Consider the following 17131-nt stretch of genomic DNA (forward strand, 5'->3'; position numbering starts at 1 on the left):
CGGTGGGGCGGTCCTCCCGGGGACGGTGCCGGGACCGGCGCTCCGGACGGGGCGGGTCCGGGGCATGGCGGGGCGGGTGGTGCGGGCCCGGGGGTGGTGGGCGGCTGGTTCAGCCGCTTCCGCCACGGCGCGGGAGCAACGGGTGGAGCAGGCTGGCGACGATCTCGCCGGTGCCGGGGAAGGACGCGGGGTCCTTCAGCCCCACGGCGGCGGGCACCCGGCCGGGCCGCCAGGTGTAGCTGCCGAAGAGGTGGTCCCAGACCGAGAGGTCGGAGCCGTAGTGACCGGCCTCGGCCAGCGCGGTGCTGTGGTGCAGCCGGTGCTGTTCGGGGCTGGCGAGCACATGGTTGAGCCGCCCGATGCGCACATCGATGTTGGCGTGGACGAAGTAGCCCTGGGCGGTGACGAACAGGCCCGCGGCGAAGACCGAGGTGCCGGAGAACCCGGCCACGGCGAGGGAGAGCTGGACGGTGCCCTGGACGAGGACGATGTCCAGGAGGTGGTTGACGCCGTTGTTGGCGACGTTCACCTTCCCGGGTACGTGGTGCACCCCGTGCAGCCGCCACAGCAGGGGGTTGGTGTGGCCCAGCCGGTGCAGCAGATATCCGGCGAGCGAGCCGGTGAGCAGGGCGCCGGGGATCTCGGCCCACAGCCGGGCGCCGGTCCCGCCGGGGGAGAGCGCCCCCACGGCGAGGGTCACCAGGGCCTGGGCCAGTGCGCTGCCCGCCATGGTGAGCAGGAAGTAGACGCCGTACCAGCGCCATTCGGCCCGGCTCGGATGCCACTGGCGGTCGTACGGGATCAGCCGCTCCAGGGCGCCGAGGTAGAGCAGGACACCGACCAGGAAGGCGGGACTGACCAGGGCCGGTGGCCACCCGAGGACCAGGGCCGCCGCGCCCGTCGCCGCGGTGGCGGCCAGCAGGACGGGATAGGCGGCTGCGCGCAGGACCGCTCCCGCCCAAAGCCCGGTGGCCGGGGTGGCCTTCGCAGCGGCGCCGGGTGTCTGTCCGAACGCGTCCATCCACGGCTCCTTCGCGAGTGGCTCGGGCACAGCGGAAGGAGATCCCGGTCGGCGCCGGACGCCCGGGGAGGAAATTCCCCCCAGCCTTATCGCATTTCTGCGACCGGGCACGCCGAACCCGGTTCGGACACTCGTGAAATCATCGCATGATGCGATGTCATGGTGTGCGGCCGGGATGCAGATCCCCTGGGCGTCCGACGGGGTATTTCCGCTCGCTGTCTGTGTCGTCGCCCCTATCCCATGGTCATTGAACCGGATTTTCGCCACGCCGGGAACCTGCGGACTGAACGCTTAATCAGTGTGAGTTACATAGTGGTACTAGTGGGCTGATGCGAGAATCGTTTTTCCCGTGATGCGGGGCAGGGAAGTCATCCGAATTCCCGTTGGAATCCCTCCGGGGAATCACGCCGGGCCGCCCGGTATTTCCGCACGGCCGAGCGGCGGGGTGAATGCGGTGTCCGGCCCCGCGGTCACCCCGCCGGTCCTTATGCCCCCGGGGTCAGCACGACGGGCACGCGGGTGTGGCCGCTGGAGATGAACGAGGGCAGCGGCGACAGCTCACCGGCCGGCACGGCTAGCCGCAGCCCGGGGAAGCGCGTGAACAGCGCGCGCAACGCCGTGGTGGCCTCCAGGCGGGCGAGGGGGGCGCCGAGGCAGAGGTGCACGCCGTGCCCGAAGGCCAGATGCCCCTGGGTGATGCCCCGGTCGAGGACGAAGCTGTCGGCGCTCTCCCCGTGCCAGCCGGGGTGGCGGTTGGCCGCCCCGTACGACGCCAGGATGGCCTCGCCCCGGTGGATGACGCGCCCGTCGGGCAGGGTGATGTCCCGGACCGCGTACCGCAGCGGCAGATGCCGTACGGGCGGCTGGAGCCGCAGGGTCTCCTCGACGACGGCCTCCCAGGAGGCCCGGCCGTCCTGCACCCGGGCGAGCTGCTCCGGATGGCCGAGCAGGGTGACGACCGCCTGGTCGATCAGGTTGACGGTGGTCTCGAACCCGGCCGCGACGATCAGCATCAGGGTGTCCCTCAGCTCCTCCTCGGTGAGGGCGGACCCGTCGCCCTCCTCGTCCCGGGTGGCGATGAGCCGCGAGGTCAGATCGTCGCCCGGCGTCGCCCGCTTCTCCTCGATGAGCGTCTCGAACAGGCCGTAGAGCCAGGCGTTGTTGGCGGCGGCCTCCGCCGGGGTGGCGGTGGTGGCGAAGATGCCCTCCACGGCCCTGCGGAACTCGGGATACCGCTCCGCGGGCACACCCATCAGTTCGCCGATCACCGCCAGCGGCAGCGGATAGGCGAACCGCTCCCGCAGATCGACGGGCTCGGCGGGGTCCCCCGCCGCCAGCTCGTCGAGGAGTCGGCCGGTTATCTCCTCGACCCGGCCGGCCAGCGCCGCTATCCGGCGGGGCGCGAAGGAGGGGCGGACCAGCCGCCGCAGCCGGCCGTGGTCCTCGCCGTAGGCGGTGAACATGTTCTGGACGATCACCCACAGGACGAGCGGCCAGCCCGCCACGGCCTCCTCGAACCCGGGCCAGTGCCGCCGCCCGTCCTTGGAGACGTCGGGACTGGTCAGTAACTCCTTGAGGAGATCGGGGTCCGTCACCGACCACGCGGTGACGCCGAGCACGTCGACCAGGGTGGCGGGGCCGCGGGCGCGGAGTCTGCGTTCCTCGGCCACGGCGTCGGCGGCGGTCGGATCGAGGACGTAGGGTGCTTCGGTCATCGGCGGGGCTCCGTTTCGGTCCGGTCGCGGGCGTGCCCGCCGCCGGGGCGGGCGGGCGCCATCCTCCCCCGGCGGCGGGGCCCTTGGGAACGGATGTTTCCCGCCGGTACGGGGGCGTGCCGCCGGGCCGGGTCAATGGCCCGTCAACACATCCGGGCCGGAACGTTGAAAGAATGTCGACCGTCGCTGTGCACACTCGGTGGGCATGACGTTACGACGCACCGCCACGCGGCTGAGAACCACCGCCACCGCCGTTCTGGCCACCGCCCTCCTCGGCTCGCTCGTCGCCGCCGGCACCGCGCGGGCCGGATCCGGCCCCCGGGCCGCCGACGACCCCGTCCCCCGCACCCCGGCCGCCGCGGCGGCCGCCCAGCAGTTCCTGCCGGCCCCCGTCGTCCCCGCCCCCTGCTCCGGGGACGGCACCTCCGGCCCCCGGGTCCAGCTCCTGTACGTCCGCGGACAGGGCCAGGCCGACCGGCTGGACGCCCTGCGCTCCGACTTCCGCATCCGCGCCGGGAAGATCAACGGCCGGATCGTCCAGAGCAGCGACGCCATGGGGGAGCGCCGTGAGGTGCGCTACGTCCACGACGCCTCCTGCGACCCGACCGTGACCCGCGTCGTCCTGCCCGCCCCCACCGTGGACGACATCCCCGACCTGGCGGTCGCGCTCGCCGCCCAGGGCTTCGGCCGCCAGGACCGCAAGTACGTGGTCTGGGCCGAGAACAACGCCTGCGGCCTGGCCTTCCCCGTGCCCGGAGCCCCCGGTGGGGACGCCCGGCCGGGCGCCGCCAACGCCTACAACCACGGCGGCGGCTATGCGATGGTCGGCCTGAACCACTCCGGCTGCATCAACAACAACGACATCGAACTCCACGAGCTGATGCACGGGCTCGGCGCGGTCCGGGGCGAGGCCCCCCGGGGCACCCCCGGCGGCCACTGCGACTTCGCCAACGACGTCATGTGCTACAACGACAACACGGTGCCCGGCTGGCCGTGGCCCCAGCCGCTGCGGCCCTGTCCCCAGCCGGGCATCCCCGACAACATCAGCCGGCTCGACTGTAGCCGCGACACCTACTTCAATCCGAAGCCCCAGCCGGGCAGCTATCTCGCCCGCGGCTGGAACTCCGCCGACAGCGCCTTCCTGATCCGGCCCGACCACCTCGTGCCCGCGATCGCCACCCCGCGCACCGCCAGTGGACGCACCGCCGACCTCGACCAGGCGTGGACCGCCGACGACACCCGGATCAAGGCCGAGAACGACTACGGCCCCGCCGCCCAGCGGTGGCACCTGGCGAAACTCCCCGACAACCGCTACCGCATCAGCTCCGTCCTCGCCCATCAGAAGGTCATGGCCGTCAACACGAACGGCGGCCGGACCGTGGACGGCACCACCCGGTTCACCCATCTGATGCCGTGGGCCGACGCCGAACACCAGAAGTGGACCCTGCGCCCCGTCGGCAACCGCCAGTACGAGGTCGTCGGCCACGACAACGGCTGTCTGACCGCCGAGACCTTCGGACAGGCGCTGCGGACCGCCGCGTGCGACGGATCCGCCAAGCAGCGCTGGGAATTCCGGTTCTGACCGGCTTCCCGCCCTGACCGGCTCCGGCGCGCGCGGTGGCCCACGCCCCGCCGCGCCGGAGCCACCCCGGTGCCGCATCGGCACACCCACCCGGACGGCCCCCACAGCGCCGAGACCGCTCAGCGGCCCGGCGCCCTGGCACAGAGATCCTCCAGCGCGAACGCCCGCGCCTCGCGCTGGAGCCGCCGCTCGTCCTCCAGCTGCCGCAGCAGCCTCTCCAGCAGGGCGTCGTCCCCGGGGTCCTGGAGGAATTCCAGCACGGCCCGCTGAAAAGCCCCCCGCAGCGTCGGCGGCATCGCGTCGGACGCGTCGAAGCACACCACGTCCGCCTCCGTGAACAGCCGCAGCACCTTCGCCGTCGCCGGGGTCCGCCGCCCGGGGCCCGTGGTGCCGTCCGCGAAGAGCGGCACCTCCTCGGGCCGGGCCGCCTCGATCCACTCCTCGCGGGCCCTCGGGGAGGTCAGCTCCTCCAGCAGCTCCCAGGCCTCGTCGCTCGGCGCGAACACGGCCGCCATGTCCCCCGACACCTGGTAGTCCCGGCCGCCACGCGGCAGCCCCCGTACGAACTCCGCGGTCGGGTACGGCAGTACCTCCGGGTCCTGGTAGTGGCGGCGGATGAACGAACCCTGGTGCTCCAGTTCGCAGTCACCGCCGTTGAGCAGCCCCCGGCCGGCGGGGCCGTCGAACCGGGTGGAGACGGCGGCCGGACCCGTGCCCCGGCCCTGCGCGAGGAGCAGATCGCGCCACTGCCGCCACGCCCCGCGCACCTGCCGGCCGGTCCACTCCAGGGAGCCGACGGCCCACAGCTCGTACACCGCCGGGCCGTGCTTCTGGAGCAGCAGGTCCTCGATCCAGTCCGTGCCCGGCCAGCCGGACACCGGGCCCGACGCCATGCCCAGGCACCAGCGCCCGTCGGTGCCGCCGGGACGGCTCCACACGATGCTCTTGAGATCGACCCGCACCGGCACCCAGTACGCGTGCTGCCGCAGCTCCCCGTCCTCGCCCCGCAGCGTGATCCGGGGCCCCCACGCCCCCATGGGCCGCGACGCCAGGCGCTCCGGCAGCGGATGGGCCGAACCGTCCCGCGCGTACTCGGCCAGCTCGCCCAGGCCGTTGAGGACGGCGACATCGGGCGGCGTGTCCGTGCGCAACTGCGCCACCAGCGTCTCCCGCAGCGAGCGCGTGCCCTCGTAGGCGTAACGGACCCCGGTCCGCTCGCCGATCCGCTCCAGTACGGCCTCGAACGGCTCCGCCTCGGCGCCCGTCCACGGGCCCACGACCACCAGGGTCCGTTCGCCCCCGCCGGCCGAACAGCCCCCCGACACCAGGGCCGCCCCGGTGAACAACACCCCCGCCAGGACCGCACGGAGCAGGGAACACACAGGTCTCATAGGGTCCGCCAGAGGATCGTCAGATGTCTGCGGTTGTAGAGGAAGAGGGTGAAGCCGCACCCCAGGGCGCCCACCGTGCCCGGCACCAGGGCCAGGGCGCTGAGCCGGGTCCACGCCGGGGGCAGGGCGCGTTCCAGCCGCCCGGCCAGCTCCTCCCGGGCGTCCTCGATGTCCCGTTCGGCGGCGAGTCCACGGTCGATCTCCACCTTGATCCCGGTGCTCCGGCCCCGGTCGGCCGAGACCTCCGCGAGCGCGCCCACCGTCTCCCCGGCGTACCGCTGGGCGCGGTGCTGCCCCACCACCCCGAACACCAGCATCGCGAGCACCAGCAGCACCGGCGTCGCGCACACCGTCAGCAGGGGGCTGTGCAGCCGGATCCGCCCCCGCAGGAAGTCCAGGGTGCCGGCCACCGCGACGGCGAAGACCAGCGCCGTCAGCGCCGCCCCGGCCGCCGCGGCCGCCGTCAGCGGATGCCACCCCGACAACCGGGCCGCGTCCGCGCGCAGCTCCCGCTCCAGCGCCCGGATCCGGTCGAGCACGGCCGTGGACCCGTCGGGCCCCCGGCCGTCCCCCAGCAGGTCCGCCGCGTACGCGAGCCCCGCCTTCCGCAGCCCGTCCCGCTCCTGCCGGGTGCCCGCCAGGATGATCAGGTCGTTGTACGAGACGACCAGCCCCGACACCACCCGCAGCTCCTGCTCCTGCGAGCGCCGCAGCGCGCCCGTCTGGGCGGCGTTGTTCAGGCTCTGCGACGCCTCGGTGAGCAGCGACGGATACCGCTCGCCCAGCCCCACCAGATCGGTCTGGCGCAGCGGCCCCCCGTCGCCCGCGCCGAGCCGCCGCTCCGCCTCGTACCGCGCGAGCGTCAGGGCGACCCTGCTGTGCGTCAGTTCGGCCAGTGCCGGGGTGTAGCGGTCCCGCAGCTGCTCGGTACGGCCGTGCAGGGTGAAGTAGGCGACGGACGCGAGCGCCAGCAGGGTCAGCGCGAGGACCGGCAGCAGCACCATCCGCGCCAGCAGGAACCGGCCGGTGGGCCGCCGCCCGCCGGGGGTGATCCCCGCCGCCCGGTGCCAGGCCCGCCGGGCGGCCCCTGCCCACCACGGCCCGGTGCCCCGGCCGGCGCGCGCGGGCGCGATCTCCCGGGGACGGTCCATCACGGCCTCCCGTTCGCCGGGGTGGTGCCCCCGGGGTCGCCGGCGCGGCCCGCCGACCGGCCGCCGAAGAGCCGGTGGCGCCGCTCGCCGCGCCGGTGGTGCCGAAAGCCGACGGGCCGGGTGTCGTACGCGTTGTCGACCAGGGCCTCGGCCAGCTCCTGGTGCCCGTCCCCGGAGACCAGCGGCACCTGCTCGAACAGCCGCAGATAGCAGGCGGCGAGGTCCTCGCGCAGCTCCCGCTCGGAACGCGGCGCGGGCACCGGCTCGGGCAGCCCGGCCAGCTCGGCGTGGAGCGCGCCCAGCGGGTCCCCGGCGCCGGGCGCGGTCCGCTGTGGCGCGGCGAGGTGCAGCAGCAGCTCCAGCAGGTCGGTACGGAGCCGTTCCTGCGCGTGCCGGTCGGTCAGCCCCTCCTTGCGGGAGAGCCGGTCCAGCGCCACCCAGGCCCGGGAGACCGCCGCCGGGTCCGGCGGGCCGCCGTCCGGGGGCGGGTCGGCGAGGATCCGCACCATCGCGGTCCTGGCCGCCGTCCGGTGCCGGGAGTCCGCCGGGACCGCGCCGAGCCGGTCCAGGGCCTCCTGCGGCCGGCCGGCGGCGAGATGGATCCGCGCGAGCCCGAAGGCGGCCCCGCCGAGGGCCCGGTTCCGCTGCCACACCGCGTCGTACAACTGCCCGGCCCGGTCCGTCCGGTCCAGTTTCTCGTGGCAGTAGCCCAGCGCCAGCTTCGGCGCGTACTCGCCGGGGATCGCCGCGTACACCGTCTCGAAGCAGTCCCGCGCGTCCCCCACCCGGCCCTGGACGAGCCGGAGCAGGCCCCGGTGCCAGTGCAGCCGCCAGTCGTGCGCGGCCAGGGCCCCCACCGCCGTCCCGGCCCGGTCCAGCTCAGCCCCGGCGGCGTCGCACTCCGCGGCCCGCCCGGCGGCGGGGTGGTCGCCGGCCAGCTCCAGATGGAGCCGGCAGCGCAGCAGCGACCGCTCGGGGGAGTCGCCCCAGGCGCTGGAGAGCTGGAGCAGCCCCGCGGGGTCGTCGTACGAGGTGCGCTGGAGCTTGGTCCAGTTCGCGTCGGCCGCGGCCGGCAGGGGCACCGGCAGGCCGAGGGCGACCTCGGCGGGCGTCGGCGGCGGGGCGGTCAGCCGGCGCTTGCGGGTGCCGCCCGACCGCCACTGGGCGAGCGGCGGGGCCTTGCCCAGCTCGCCGTCGAGGGCGGCGGGCGCGGGCGCGAACAGCGGGGACGGTTCGAAGGTCTCCACGCCCAGCCGGCGCGACCGCAGCTCCCGCAGGACGCCCCGGAGCTGGAGCGCCATCTCGGCCGCCGTGGCGAACCGCTGCTCGGGCTCGGCGGCCGTGGCCCGGACGATCACCCGCTCCAGCGGGGTCGGCCCGGTCGCCGACGGCTCCGCCGCCGCCCCCGGCTCCCCGGGCACCATGGCGAACAGATGCCGGAGCACGACACCGACGGCGTACAGATCGGCCGCGACCGTCACCCTGCCGTACCGGGTCTCCGGCGCCGGATGGGTCACCGGCCCCGCCGCCCCGATCCGGCGCACCCCGGCCACGTCGATCAGCTTGATGCCGTCGCCGCAGTGCATGACGTTGGTGAGGGACAGATCGCCGTAGACGAGCCCCAGCTCGACATGGAGATAGGTGAGCGCTTCGAGGACACGCAGCCCGTACGCGGCGATGAACTCGTGCACACGCTGGTCGTCGAAGGGCGGGACGCGGTCGGCGATCTGGTCGGCGACCCAGCTCAGAGGGGCGCCGTCGGCGAACTCCATCACGATGAACATGGCGGTGTTCCCCGGGTGCGCGGGGTGCCGGGCGTAGTTGAAGACCTTGATGATCGAGGGATGGTTGAGGCCGACCAGCCGCAGCCGCTCCCGCAGCGCGGTCTCCGCCGCCCGGGGGTCGCCGGGGTCGAGCACGCCCTTGAGGGCGACCGCCCGGTCCTCCAGGAGCTGGTCGCGCGCGAGGTACACCTGGCCGAAACTGCCCCGCCCGAGCCGGCCGATGACCCGGTACTGCTGGTTCAGCTCCTGCCCCCGGTCCAGTCCGGAGTCCGGTACGGGAGCGGGTGAGGGGTCGCTCTCCACCAGGTCGTCGGGGTCGCCGACGGTGACATGGGGCAGATCGGTGAGCCCGCCGCCCGCCGGCAGCACGACGTACCGCCGGTGCGGCCCCGCCGGCTCCCAGGAGACCAGCGAGTCCTCGACGTCGGTACGGAGCCGGGACAGCTCGTACGCCAGGGCCGCGCTGGTCCGGGAGGAGGTCTCGCCGCGCAGCCGCTCCAGCCGGGCGGCGAACCTGCGGGACGCGGGCGGGGCGAGCCGTACGGTGTGCCGGTCGGTCCGGCCCCGCTCGGCGCGGTGGAACCGGCGCTCCCGGGACGCCAGCAGCTCCAGCCGGGCGGCGACGGCGTCCGCCCGGCGCTCGGCCCACGCCCCGTCGAGCAGTTCGTCCGCGACCCGCTCCAGCAGCGGGGACGCGGGGTCGCGGAAGGCGAGCAGGACCCTGCTGCGGCCCCGGCTCAGCAGGGCCCGCAGCAGCGGCAGCACGTCCTCCGCGCGGGGGGCCAGGCGGTCGACGGAGACGAAGGCGGCGGCGAGGGGCGGGCCCTCGCCGGCGATCCGCTCCAGCAGGGCCTGTGTGTCGTCGCCGGCGGCCGTCGTGCCGTCGTCGAGTCCGGCGCGGCCCGCCGCGTGGGCGACCAGCTCCGCCACGGTCCGGCCGGTCGCCTCCACGGCGAGGTCGATGGAACCGGCCGGCGGGCCGGGCACGGCGGAGCGGCCAGGGGTGCGGGAGTCGCGTTCCCGGTCGGCGAGGTTGAGGGTCTCGTGGATCGCGGCCAGGGCGTCGTCGTCGCCGTCCTCGGCGAAGACCAGCTCGACGGCTTCGGCGGACCCGGCACGGGCGCCGGGGCGCGGGGTGCGGCCCGATGGGTCGCCGCCGTCCAGCCAGCCCGCCACGGTGCGCCGCAGACCGGGGGAGCGGTGCGGGCCCGGGGGCCCGGGGGTGAGCGGGATGGTGTGCGAGACGGCCCGGGGGCCCGCCACCATCCGCTCCCGGCCGGCGGCGGGCAGCCGGCGCAGCAGGGTCTCGGTCGGGATCATCCGGACGGGGCCGTCCGGGCGGTCCGACGGGGCCAGGACGCCGATGATCCGGCCGGTGCGGGCGTGGACCACACCGCCGCCGCCGAAGCCGTGGCGGGCCTGTGCCGCACCGGTGTCCAGCCGCACCCAGCCGGGGCGGTCGCTCTCCGTGTCGCGTCCCAGGATCCGGGCGGGCACCTCCCGGCCGCCGGGCCGCTCCGCCGGGTAGCCGACCAGCCGCACCGGCTCGCCGGGGGCGGGGGTCTGCCGGTGGAGCACGGCGGGCGGTACGGGTGGGGTCCCGGTCAGCCGGAGCAGCGCGATGCCGCCGTCCCCGTCCCCGTCCCCGCTGGCCGCCCCGCCACCGCCGTCGCCGCCGCTGCCGTCGTCCGTGATCACGTCGGCGGGCAGCGGGCGGCTGTGAGCACCGGCGGCGGGGAAGTCCGCGTAGAGCCGGGCGGGTGCCCGGGAGGCCGGGCCGCCGCCCAGTCCGGTGCGGGGTACGGACGGTCCCGGGGCGGCCCGGGTGTCGCCGTCCACCGGCCCGGGGCCCGGCTCCGGCTCCCGCTCCGATTCCGGCCCCGGCTCCGCATCCCGCGCTGATCCTGGTCTCGACCCCCGTTCCGGTCCCCGTTCCGGTCCCCGTTCCGGTCCCGGTTCCGATCGGGGTTCCGGGGCGCGGTGGTCCGCGGGCTCCGGATCCAGGACCCGGGCACAGGTGAGCACCAGGCCGTCCGCCAGCAGTACCCCGGCGCCGACCGGTGGCGCCCCGGGACTGTCCCGCAGGAACAGCCGTACGCGCCAACCCCCGTCCCCCGCAGCCGGGTTGGACGCTCCCCCGAAGTCCTTCATACCGGGAAACGATAGCCCCGGGGCGGGGTGTTCCGTCCCTGTTCGACCGGAAAGGCCAGGTGATGCCCGTGTCCTATCACCCGGTGAGGGGGAGGCCGCCCCGGACGGTGTGCCCCCGGGGGACGGGGAGGCTTCCGGGACCCCTGGGGTATCGGCCGGCCGGGGGAAGCGAACCCCCGTCCGGAGGACAGGACATGAGCGCCGTTCGAATCCTTGAATGCCCCTATACGTGTAGAAAAGACGCATGGCGGGATTCGAGGGCACCTCTGGGCGGCCGGCGGCCGACGGGCACGCGCCACCTCCTGACCGGCACGCGCCCCCTGACCGGCGCACGGGCGCCCGGTCCCTGCTGACGCTGCGCACCGTCGTCGGACAGATGTTCGTCCTGCTGCTCGCGACGGTGCTGCTGCTCACGGTGGGCGCGGTCGTCCTGCTGCTGGTCATGGCCCGCCAGGAGAGCGTCCAGGAGGCCGGCAGCCGCTCCCTGGCCCTCGCCCAGGGCCTCGCCGTCTCCCCGGGCGCGGCCGCCGCCATCGAGTCCCCGAACGCCACCGCCCTGCTCCAGCCCCTGGCCGAGGAGGCACGCAAGGGTGCCCACGTCGACTTCGTCGTCTACCTGAACCGCCAGGGCACCCGCCTCACCCATCCGCTGCCCGACCGGATCGGCAAGCACACCTCCACCCGGATGGCCCCCCTGCTCGCCGGGCGGACCGTCGTCGAGGAGTGGAACGGCACCCTCGGCCCCCAGGTACGCGCCTACGTCCCCGTCGAACGGCCCGACGGCACCGTCGCCGGCGCGGTCGGCGCCGGGGTCACCCTCGCCAGCGTCCGGTCCGCCGCCGCCGAACAGCTCCCCCTCGTCCTCGGGGTGGCCGCCGTCGCCGTCGCCCTCACCACCGGCTGCGCCGCCCTGCTCGGCCGGCGGCTGCTGCGGCAGACCCACGGCCTCGGCCCCGCCGAGATCACCCGGATGTACGAACACCACGACGCCGTTCTCCACTCGGTCCGCGAGGGCGTCCTGATCGTCGACCCCGACGGCCGGCTCGTCCTCGCCAACGCCGAGGCCCGGCGCCTGCTCGACCTCCCCCCGGACGCCGAGGGCCACGCGGTGGCCGCACTCGACCTGCCGCCCGGCATCGCCGCGCTGCTCGTCTCCGGCCGCGAGGCGACCGACGAGCCGCACCACGCACGCGAACGGACCCTCGTGGTCAGCCAGCGCCCCACCCAGGGCCGGGCCGGGCCCGCGGGCCGGGTCGCCACCGTACGGGACACCACCGAACTCCTCGCGGCCTTCGGCCGGGCCGAAGCCGTGCAGCGGCGCCTGGACGTCCTCTACGACGCCGGGGTCCACATCGGCACCACCCTGGAGGTGCCCCGCACCGCGCGGGAGATCGCCGAGACCACCGTCGGCCGGTTCGCCGACTTCGTCACCGTCGACCTCGTGGAGGCCGTCCTGCGCGGCGAGGAACTGCCCGGCACCGAGGGCGAGGTGCGCCGGGTCTGCGTCGCCGGGATCCACGACGACCCCCCGCTCTACCCGGAGGGCGAACTGATCCGGCTCCGCCCCTCGACCCCGCAGGCCCAGGGCCTGGCCACCGGAGCACCGGTGCTGGAGGCCGACCTGGCGAACGCGCCGGGCTGGCAGGCCCAGTCCCCGCAGCGGGCCCGGCGGATCGTCGACTACGGCATCAATTCCCTGATCACCGCCCCGCTCAGCGCCCGGGGCGTCCTCCTCGGGGTGGCCAGCTTCTGGCGCACGCGCGCCTCCGAACCCTTCGACGCCGACGACGTGGCCCTCGCCGAGGAGGTCGCCGCCCGCGGGGCCGTCTCCCTCGACAACGCCCGCCGCTACACCCGCGAACACACCATGGCGGTCACCCTCCAGCACAGCCTGATGCCCCGCTATCTGCCGGTCCAGGACGCGGTGGAGGTCGCCTACCGCTATCTGCCCGCGCAGGCCGGCGTCGGCGGCGACTGGTTCGACGTCATCCCGCTGCCCGGCGCCCGCGTCGCCCTCGTCGTCGGCGACGTCGTCGGCCACGGCCTGCACGCGGCCGCCACCATGGGACGGCTGCGGACGGCCGTGCACAACTTCTCCGCCCTCGACCTGCCGCCCGACGACATCCTCGGACACCTCGACGAACTCGTCGGCCGCATGGACCAGGAGCGCACGGCCGGCGACGACGGCCCCGACGTCACCGGCGCCACCTGCCTGTACGCCATCTACGACCCCGTCGGCGGCGAGTGCGTCCTCGCCCGCGCGGGCCACCCCCCGCCGGTCGTGGTCCACCCCGACGGCCGGGTGGAGTTCCCCGACGTACCGGTCTCACCGCCGCTCGGCACCGGCTCGGGGCTGCCCATCGAGACGGCCGTGATCCCGCTCCCCGAGGGCTCCCGGCTCGTCCTGTACACCGACGGCCTGATCGAGAGCCGCGGCCAGGACATCGACACCGGACTCGCCCGGCTGCGCGACGCCGTCTCCGGACGGCCCGAACTGACCCCGGAGGAGACCTGCCAGGCCGTCCTCACCGCCCTCCCGGAGCACCAGCAGCGGGACGACGTCGCCCTCCTGGTCGCCCGTACCCGGCTGCTCGACCCCGCCCGGATCGCCGAGTGGCGGGTGCCGTCCGACACCGCCGCCGTCGGCCCCGTACGCTCCGAATGCGCCCGCAGACTCCAGGAGTGGGGACTCGCGGACATCACCTTCACCACCGAACTGATCCTCAGCGAACTCATCACCAACGCCGTCCGCTACGCCACCCAGCCCATCACCGTCCGGCTGATCCACGGCACCACACTGATCTGCGAGGTCTTCGACGGCAGCAGCACCTCGCCGCATCTGCGCCGGGCCACCACCACCGACGAGGGCGGCCGCGGCCTCTTCCTCGTGGCCCAGCTCGCCGACCGCTGGGGCACCCGCTACACCGCACGCGGCAAGGTGATCTGGACCGAGCAGACCCTCGACGGGCCCGCCGCGCCGCCCGGCGGCCCCGACCTCACCGACGCGCTGCTCGACCAGTGGAACCTGTGACACGGCCCGGCCGGCTCCGGCGGTCCGCGGGCCCGGCCGGCCCCGCCCGGCTCCGGTCGCGGGGCACGGGAGGCCGGAGAACAATGGTGCCGGTACTGCCAGCCGACGACGGCGGGCGGCGTGTCCGGTGGGCGTCGCCCCGCCGGAGGCCGCGCCCGCCGGAGGGATGATCGCGGTGACGACTTCGCCCTTCGGGTCCGGCGACCCTTTCTCCGATCTGTTCAACCGCTTCTTCGGGATGAGCCCGGCGGCCTCCCCGCCCGCCGTGCAGCGCGTCCCCATCGGACGTCTGCTCAGCGACTCCGCGCACGAACTCCTCGCGGCGGCGGGCGCCCGCGCCGCCGAGGACGGATCCGACCTCGACACCCCCCATCTGCTCTGGGCCGCCACCCGGGTGCCCGCGGGCCGCCAGGCCCTGGAGCAGGCGGGCGTCGACCCGGACCGGCTGGCCGACCGGGTGGCCCGCGGCCTGCCCCGTGGCACCGGCGGCACCGAGCCCGCCCTCACCCCCGCGGCGAAACGCGCGCTGCTGGCCGCGCACGCCCGCTCCCAGGCCGTGGGCGCCTCCTACATCGGCCCCGAACACATCCTCGCCGCCCTGGCGGACGACCCCGCCTCCGGCGCGGCGGGCGTCCCCCGCTCCGGATCCCTCGGCAGCGGCGCCGGCAGCGGCGGCGGTGGCGCCGCGCGCGAGAGTTCCGGCGGCGGCCCCGGGGAGACGCCCACCCTGGACGAGTACGGCCGCGACCTCACCGAGGAGGCCCGGGGCGGCAGGCTCGACCCCGTGGTCGGCCGCGCCCAGGAGATCGAACAGACCGTCGAGGTACTGTCCCGGCGCACCAAGAACAACCCCGTGCTCATCGGCGACCCCGGCGTCGGCAAGACCGCCATCGTCGAAGGACTCGCCCAGCGGATCATCGCCGGAGAGGTCCCCAAGTCCCTCCGCGACCGCCGGGTGGTCTCCCTCGACCTCGCCGGACTCGTCGCGGGATCCAAGTACCGGGGCGAGTTCGAGGAACGGCTGAAGAAGGTGATCGACGAGGTCACCGCCGCCGACAAGAGCGTGATCCTCTTCATCGACGAACTCCACACCGTCGTCGGCGCGGGCGGCGGCGGAGAGGGCGCCATGGACGCCGGGAACATCCTCAAACCCGCGCTCGCCCGGGGCGACCTCAGCGTCGTCGGCGCCACCACCATCGACGAGTACCGCAAGTACGTCGAGAAGGACGCCGCCCTGGAACGCCGCTTCCAGCCCGTCATGGTGCCCGAGCCGTCCGTGGACGAGACGGTCCAGATCCTGCGCGGACTGCGCGACTCCTACGAGGCCCACCACCAGGTCCGCTTCACCGACGAGGCACTGGACGCGGCGGCCACCCTCTCCGACCGCTACATCAGCGACCGCTTCCTCCCCGACAAGGCCATCGACCTGATGGACCAGACCGGGGCCCGGGTCGGGCTGCGCTCGCTGGGCGCCCCCACCGAGGTCGTGGACCTGGAGGACCGTCTGACCCGGCTGCGGCGGGAGAAGGACGAGGCCGTCAGCTCCGAGGACTACGAGCGCGCCGCCGGGCTCAAGGAACGCATCGGCGAACTCAAGGAGGAGCTGTCCCAGGTCGGCGCCGACCGCGGAGAGACAGCCGATGTCACCGCCGACGACATCGCCGAAGTGCTCTCCGCCCGTACCGGCATCCCCGTCTCCCAGCTCACCGAGACCGAGCGGCACCGTCTGATGAAGCTGGAGGACGCCCTGCACGAGCGGGTGATCGGCCAGGACGAGGCCGTCACCGCCGTCTCCCAGGCCGTCCGCCGCGGCCGGGCCGGCATGGGCGACCCCGACCGGCCCACCGGCAGCTTCCTCTTCCTCGGCCCCACCGGCGTCGGCAAGACCGAACTGGCCAAGGCGCTCGCCGAACTGCTCTTCGGGGACGCCGACCGCATGGTCCGCTTCGACATGAGCGAGTTCCAGGAGAAGCACACCGTCTCCCGGCTCGTCGGCTCCCCGCCCGGCTACGTCGGCTACGAGGAGGCCGGACAGCTCACCGAGGCCGTACGCCGCAAGCCCTACAGCGTGGTCCTCTTCGACGAGGTCGAAAAGGCCCACCCCGACGTCTTCAACCTGCTGCTCCAGGTGCTGGACGACGGCCGGCTCACCGACGCCCAGGGCCGCACGGTCGACTTCCGGCACACCGTGGTCATCATGACCAGCAACATCGGCTCCCAGCGCATCCTGGACCACCACGGGGACGTGGACCAGATCCGGGACGACCTGATGGCCGATCTGCGCGCCCACTTCCGGCCGGAGTTCCTCAACCGCATCGACGAGGTCATCGTCTTCCACGGCCTCACCCGGGCGGACCTGGTCCGCATCGTGGACCTGCTGCTGGAGGGCACCCGGCGCCGGCTGCACGCCCAGCACGTCGGCTTCGAGATCACCGAACCGGCGAAGGAGTGGCTGGCCAACACGGGCTACCAGCCCGAGTTCGGCGCCCGGCCGCTGCGCCGGACCATCCAGACCGAGCTGGACAACCGGCTCTCCACCCTCCTGCTCGACGGCACCCTCGACCCCGGGGACACCGTCCTCGCCGACGTCCGCGACGGCGAGCTGACCCTGTCGGTGAAGGAGGGCACCCCTGCCGAGGACGTGCCCGGGGAGACCGGGGAGAACAGGGAGACGGGTGAGGCGGAGGACCGCCGGGAGAGCTGAGCACCGCGACCGTGAACAGGCCCGTCCGGCACGCCGGACGGGCCTGTTCCGGTGACGCGCCGCGGGTCAGGCGGCCGCGGCCGGTGTCTGGCTCAGCGCGTACAGGATCGCCGGCAGCACGCCGAGCAGTCCGATGAGCGAGGCGAGCACCACCGGGAGCCGGCGGTGCCGGGCGAGGGTGGTGACCACCCGGGCGACGAGGGCGAAGTAGGCGAGCGCCACCAGCGCCCCGGCCGCGACGGCGGCGGGGATGAGAGTCGGATCCATGATCGTGGTTGTCTCCTTGCGTGCATGCCCAGTCCGGATGGAGGAACGCCGCGCATGCCCGGGAGGCCGTCAAGGACCCGTGGCGAGCGGGTCTCGGTGCACTCAGGGCATGGCGACACGACGACCGTAGCCCAAGAAGGCTACGGAACAACAGAGTTGAGGAAAGACGACAGGGCGAGGCAGCCTGGGAAGCCATCCCAGGGCCCCGCCTGTCGATGCGTCACCGGACTGGGCACGCCCGCATGAAGCTCGATGCCACTATTCCCGCAGGAGATATACGATCGATATATCAGGGGCGGTAACGCATATACGATTCGTAGACGCCCATGAGGTG

9 protein-coding genes are annotated in these 17131 nt (G+C 74.5%); 3 read left to right on the forward strand and 6 right to left on the reverse strand.

All coding sequences use genetic code 11. From position 1 onward, the window contains the following. Positions 1-109 precede the first annotated feature (109 nt). On the reverse strand, positions 110-1021 hold the full coding sequence (locus SYYSPA8_RS02890; RefSeq protein ID WP_323445283.1) for a sterol desaturase family protein: 912 nt from the start codon (positions 1019-1021) through the stop codon (positions 110-112). Between the two features lie 485 nt (positions 1022-1506). Beyond that, on the reverse strand, positions 1507-2736 hold the full coding sequence (locus SYYSPA8_RS02895) for a cytochrome P450 family protein (RefSeq protein ID WP_323445284.1): 1230 nt from the start codon (positions 2734-2736) through the stop codon (positions 1507-1509). Between the two features lie 205 nt (positions 2737-2941). Between SYYSPA8_RS02895 and SYYSPA8_RS02900 the strand changes: the two genes are divergently transcribed. Further along, complete coding sequence (locus SYYSPA8_RS02900) at positions 2942-4318, forward strand: RICIN domain-containing protein (RefSeq protein WP_323445285.1); 1377 nt, start codon at positions 2942-2944, stop codon at positions 4316-4318. A 119-nt stretch (positions 4319-4437) separates the two neighbouring features. Here SYYSPA8_RS02900 and SYYSPA8_RS02905 read toward each other — a convergent pair whose 3' ends face one another. From SYYSPA8_RS02905 to SYYSPA8_RS02915, 3 genes are read right to left on the reverse strand one after another with little or no spacing between them, the layout of a single operon-like run. After that, positions 4438-5709, reverse strand: coding sequence for a hypothetical protein (locus SYYSPA8_RS02905; RefSeq protein WP_323445286.1), 1272 nt, complete (start codon positions 5707-5709; stop codon positions 4438-4440). Then, positions 5706-6860: a hypothetical protein gene (locus SYYSPA8_RS02910; protein ID WP_323445287.1), complete on the reverse strand. Its 1155-nt coding sequence runs from the start codon at positions 6858-6860 to the stop codon at positions 5706-5708. Before SYYSPA8_RS02910 ends, SYYSPA8_RS02905 begins: the two co-directional genes overlap by 4 nt. Then, positions 6860-10483, reverse strand: coding sequence for a tetratricopeptide repeat protein (locus SYYSPA8_RS02915; RefSeq protein ID WP_323445288.1), 3624 nt, complete (start codon positions 10481-10483; stop codon positions 6860-6862). The genes SYYSPA8_RS02910 and SYYSPA8_RS02915 overlap by 1 nt, the downstream gene beginning before the upstream one ends. A 556-nt stretch (positions 10484-11039) precedes the next feature. Here SYYSPA8_RS02915 and SYYSPA8_RS02920 point away from each other — a divergent pair. Then, on the forward strand, positions 11040-13826 hold the full coding sequence (locus tag SYYSPA8_RS02920; RefSeq protein WP_323445289.1) for a SpoIIE family protein phosphatase: 2787 nt from the start codon (positions 11040-11042) through the stop codon (positions 13824-13826). Positions 13827-13992: 166 nt separating this feature from the next. After that, on the forward strand, positions 13993-16530 hold the full coding sequence (locus SYYSPA8_RS02925) for an ATP-dependent Clp protease ATP-binding subunit (protein ID WP_407705888.1): 2538 nt from the start codon (positions 13993-13995) through the stop codon (positions 16528-16530). Positions 16531-16596: 66 nt separating this feature from the next. On the opposite strand, the gene SYYSPA8_RS02930 is transcribed toward SYYSPA8_RS02925, so the two are convergent. Continuing rightward, complete coding sequence (locus tag SYYSPA8_RS02930) at positions 16597-16797, reverse strand: hypothetical protein (RefSeq protein ID WP_323445291.1); 201 nt, start codon at positions 16795-16797, stop codon at positions 16597-16599. Positions 16798-17131: the final 334 nt, after the last annotated feature.

Origin of the sequence: Streptomyces yaizuensis (assembly GCF_034961445.1) — a bacterium.
Taxonomy (GTDB): domain Bacteria; phylum Actinomycetota; class Actinomycetes; order Streptomycetales; family Streptomycetaceae; genus Streptomyces; species Streptomyces yaizuensis.

Excerpts from the sequence above, each read along its gene's own strand:
- SYYSPA8_RS02890 (WP_323445283.1), bottom strand. The coding sequence starts at position 1,021 with ATGGACGCGTTCGGACAGACACCCGGCGCCGCTGCGAAGGCCACCCCG.
- SYYSPA8_RS02900 (WP_323445285.1), top strand. The coding sequence starts at position 2,942 with ATGACGTTACGACGCACCGCCACGCGGCTGAGAACCACCGCCACCGCC.
- SYYSPA8_RS02920 (WP_323445289.1), top strand. The coding sequence starts at position 11,040 with ATGGCGGGATTCGAGGGCACCTCTGGGCGGCCGGCGGCCGACGGGCAC.
- SYYSPA8_RS02905 (WP_323445286.1), bottom strand. The coding sequence starts at position 5,709 with ATGAGACCTGTGTGTTCCCTGCTCCGTGCGGTCCTGGCGGGGGTGTTG.
- SYYSPA8_RS02930 (WP_323445291.1), bottom strand. The coding sequence starts at position 16,797 with ATGGATCCGACTCTCATCCCCGCCGCCGTCGCGGCCGGGGCGCTGGTG.
- SYYSPA8_RS02895 (WP_323445284.1), bottom strand. The coding sequence starts at position 2,736 with ATGACCGAAGCACCCTACGTCCTCGATCCGACCGCCGCCGACGCCGTG.
- SYYSPA8_RS02925 (WP_407705888.1), top strand. The coding sequence starts at position 13,993 with ATGATCGCGGTGACGACTTCGCCCTTCGGGTCCGGCGACCCTTTCTCC.
- SYYSPA8_RS02910 (WP_323445287.1), bottom strand. The coding sequence starts at position 6,860 with ATGGACCGTCCCCGGGAGATCGCGCCCGCGCGCGCCGGCCGGGGCACC.